We start from the raw sequence: 4,233 nt of genomic DNA, 5'->3' as shown, positions 1-4,233 counted from the left end.
CGCTTTAGGTGCATTTGGAACAGAGTCATTTTGTAATCTATAGTTTTTAATTACATAGTCCATATCCTTTTTATCAACTGTGCCGTCGAAGTTCAAGTCGGACCCTGATGTATTTTTACCCCAATTTTTTTGAAGCTCGATTGCATCTAATACATCAATGACATTATCTTTATTGACATCTCCTGCTTTAGCTGGAGATAATAAATAACTCATGTCCCTTCCAATTATTTCACCTCGAACGTCATACGATAACACTAGAGACTTAGAAATCGTAAAATGGCCGGGTACATCAAGAGTCACTGTATAAGGATTTTTATCAGCTTTCATTCCACCAGCAACGTAACTACCAGATTTGTTTGTAAGAGGAGCGTCAACAACTGTTTTTCCATCATAAGACGTAACTGTAACATTTGCGCCAATGGTTCTGTGGTCTAATGCGTTGTTCCGCCCGCCTGTTAAAGGATCCAGCATGCCCTCAAATTGTAATGAACCCCATAACCTTGAGTAGGTTGGTTTCAGTTTAAAAGTCTCAATATAAGTATAAACATTATTAGTTTGGACATTGGATTGATCTATGGTCGTTCCTTTCATCTCATTTTCAAACCAGTTTATAGGCGAACCTTTCGAATAAATGTTAGATGTTTGTAAGTCGAAATTTACCAACTGCATATCTTCTGGTAAAGCCTTAGTTCCTAAGTAGTTAAATGTAATCGTATAGTACGTATTTAACGTATCTGATGTGGTTGTTACAGTTACTTCTGAATTACCAAATTGCTTCACTGCATCATTTACAACGACATTTTTAATGGTGCCTAAGTCTCCATAGTCTTTCATGACTGGAATCGTCATCTTTGCAGTTTTTAAGTTTTTAATATTATTCGAACGTATCGAATAATTGACCGTATCTCCAGTCGAAATCGATTGTTTGTTTGCTTTTAAATAATAATAGGGTCTAGTATCAGTAACAAATGCTACCCGTAGCATTGCCGTAGCATCTGCACTAAAGTTTCTCGCAGCATCCATTCCATAGAACTGAACTTTTAAAGGTGCAGCTTGCTGTTTGACAAGGATTTGATCCTTGTAATTTCCATTTTTATCAGTGTAGATTGGATCATATGGCCATGGTCCATTGTAAAAGGAAACAACTGAATTGTTTGATTGATCAACAGGAATACCTAAGCGCTTTGCCTCTTCCGCTTCAGGATCATTTACATTGATATTAAAGTCATATAAAAATTGTCCATTTGAATCAAGCTGACTTAAATTATATTCAATCACTTTTTGATCTAACGAATCAAAGGTGGAGGTCATCGTTGGCGCTCCAACCTCATAGATGAAAGCGGCTTCTTTAGTAAATGTTTTCCCTTGATTATTTGTACCAATCATTTTTAATTTGTATTGACCTGTTTTGGCAATGACAAATTGATCGCTAATCGGATTTTTCTTATCACCTGTATACGGATAGTATGCCCCAGCGAATCCACTAGAATTAGTCAATAGTTGGTTTTCATTCAATAATAGAGCATTGTAAGATCCAACTAATCCAAGATCTTCACCCGTTTTGGCATCTTGTATTACTACGTCTAAAGTCCTCAAATGTGACTTTAATTGGAACCTAAATCCAAGGTAAGGAATGGCATTTTCTGGCCAAGCTGTATCACCCGAGTACATAGGATTAACAATAGAAAATGTATCAATTCCTTCGTTTACTACTCGTCCACCAAATGGAATTTGGTAGTTTTCCGTTGGATCTTCATTATTTGTCAATACGATATATCCCTCATACGTTCCTTTTTCAGCTGTTTTTGGAATAGACAGATTAAATTTGATGACTCTCTGGCTATTTCCTTCTATATTGACTGAAGTTGGCCCATCTAATGTGACATTATTTAAAGCAGCATTCTTTGAGTCTCTTATTCCAGTTTGGAATTTCACATTTACATTAAATGTTTTAGCTTTTTCACTTCGATTATTTAACTTAAAATTTCTAACTTCTGAAATATCCTGGTCATCATACCCAATCGATCCAAAGCTAAATCCACCAGTTAATTCTCTTATTGTTTTCTCATTTTTATTAAGAGTAGCTGTTCGATCATCTACTTGAATCTCAACATTTGAGTGAACGGCTTCATAGGCATCCACTTGACCACTACCGACTTCAAATACACTATAATCTTTTGATAACGGATCAGCTGTATTCATTAAAATAGATTTAATATCTGCTGGTTCAAGATTGTCGTTCGCTTGTAATAGTAACGCGGATACACCTGCCACATAAGGCGTTGCCATCGACGTACCAGATAAACGGGAGTAGCCATATTTATAGTCCTCTGGTTTAGTCCCATCGACTGTTTTATCATTTATATAAAATGGAACAGTGGAAAGAATGGCGGCGCCAGGTGCTACTACCTCTGGTTTAATATCATAATTGACACGTGATGGACCTCTTGAACTGAAAGCGGCTAATTCATCTCCAGGCGTTTTTACTTTCGTATAGTTACCAAAAGTAAGATCTGTTTTACCCGCATTTATGGCAGCTAAGATAGCTTTGCCTTCCGTATTTGTGACAGAGAATGTAGGAACTGCATCCACTGATTCACCTAAAAATGTCTGGATGGAACCTTCTGCACTATTTATTTCATCATTATACATAAGTACCCCAATGGCACCTTTTGCTTTTGCATTTTTAATTTTATCTATTAAGGCAATCGAGCCCCGCTTAATGAGCGCGATATTACCCTCTAAAATCTTCCCATTAAAATCAGCAGGTCTACCTAGTCCAACATCAACAAGTTGATAGGTTTTTCCTTTTAATTGCGTTAAATCATCTTTATAGTTTCTTGCTAGCTGTCTTAATGAATAATTGACCCCATTCTGTACACCAGCAAATTGATAGATATCAAGTGCAACAGTAGATGCACCAACCGTTAGGGCCAATGCCGCAGCTCCAGGTGAACCTAGTGTATACATTTTATCTCCACTATTCCCCGCTGCCACAACGGTCGTTACCCCACTTAAAACGGCATTGTTTACAGCAATGGAAGTCGCGTAAAGGGGATCATTTAAAGAATTGCCTAAAGACATATTAATAACATCCATACCGTCCTTCACAGCACGATCGATTCCGGCCAAAATGTCATCAGTTGTACCTGACCCATATGCACCAAGTACACGATAAGCATAAAGATCAGCTTCTGGTGCTGCACCTAATGTTTTATATTCACTATCAGCTAAACCTCGGCCGCCAATAATACCCGCAACATGTGTACCATGTTCAGTATAGTAGGCACGACCACTACCTATTTCTGGTTTACCTGATTTTTTCCAATCGGCATAAGTTGTTTCCATTGGATCATTATCATCATCGACAAAATCAAATCCGCCTTTATAGGCATCCTTTAAGTCAGGATGGTTGTAATCCATTCCTGTATCAAGTATCCCGACTTTAATTCCTTTGCCAGTAAAGCCTTCTGCATGTAGACGATCTAGTCCATCATAAGGCGCATAATTCGGCACATTTGCTTCATCCACTTTTAATAGTTCGCTATCAGCGGCAGGTGGGTCTATTGTAAATGTTTCGTTGCTCCAAACTGATTTTACTACTTTTGATTTTAATAGGTTTTGAATTTGATTTGCTGGGAGACTAATTGAAACACCATTAAATGCATTTTTAAAGGAACGATCAATTTTAAATTCTACCTTTTTATTATTATCCTCTGAAAATAATTGTTGGACATCTGTTTTGAAAGTAGCATGATCTTTATCAACTAAATTTGATGCATCTTCCGCAGATAATTGTTTTCCCTCTACACTTGCTTGAATTTGTGCGACTCTGGCAGGCTTATTCACAAACTCTATAATGACAGAAGTCTGTTTCGTAGAATTTAAATCTGTATCTGAAGAAATTTGAAGACCTGTTGATTCATTTGTAGTCATCTGGTTAAGTGCAGCTCTTTGTTCTGGTGTTAAATTAGCAAGTAAATTTTCTATACTCGAATAACTAACCGCTTTCGCAGTAGTTGGTACTTGTACAATAGAACCTAAAATAAAGCTAGATGATAGAGCAAATACCGCTAAGCTTTTTAAAACCTTACTTTTGTTGTTTGCTTTTTTCCCCATTTTCTTCCTCCAAGTCTCTGTCTTTTTATTAAATATGTAGTGCAATGATTTACGAAACAATGATTCTAATAATAATTTTTTTGTTTCTCCTTTTCCTCATTAAACCTCTCCCCT

At 36.8% G+C, this 4,233-nt stretch carries 1 protein-coding gene; it reads right to left on the bottom strand.

The features are described from left to right. The coding region (locus tag AC1DSB_RS15180) for a S8 family serine peptidase (protein WP_477587023.1) at positions 1 to 4,119 on the bottom strand (4,119 nt) is incomplete at its 3' end. Positions 4,120 to 4,233: the final 114 nt, after the last annotated feature.

Source organism: Paenisporosarcina sp. P4_E4_2 (genome assembly GCF_056401595.1).
This window is presented reverse-complemented; position numbering and strand designations above follow the sequence as displayed.